The organism is Belnapia sp. AC561 (assembly GCF_979252845.1).
In genome coordinates this window covers 1-238 of record NZ_CEEDBP010000468.1, presented here as the reverse complement: position 1 = coordinate 238, position 238 = coordinate 1, and the positions used below count along the sequence as shown (strand labels likewise).

The window sequence follows — 238 nt, the reverse complement described above, 5'->3', positions numbered from 1 at the left end:
GTCCCTGATGATCGACCGCGGCGCCATCACCGAGCGGGTGATGGAAGGCGCCGCCTTCCCGGCCGGGCAGTTCCTGCCCGAGGGCAGCGTCGGCTATGCCCCCGGCCTGAACCCGCCGCGGCAGGACGCGGAGGCGGCGAAGAAGCTGCTCGCCGAGGCCGGCTGCCCCCCGGGTTTCCGCATCACCCTGCACGGGCCGAACGACCGCTACCCGAACGACAGCCGCATCGTCCAGGCC

General features: G+C 73.5%; 1 protein-coding gene. It reads left to right on the top strand.

Annotation, left to right across the window (positions count from 1 at the left end):
* A partial coding sequence (locus tag AC0IW9_RS31880; protein ID WP_471652283.1) for an ABC transporter substrate-binding protein occupies nucleotides 1–238 on the top strand: 238 nt, incomplete at both ends.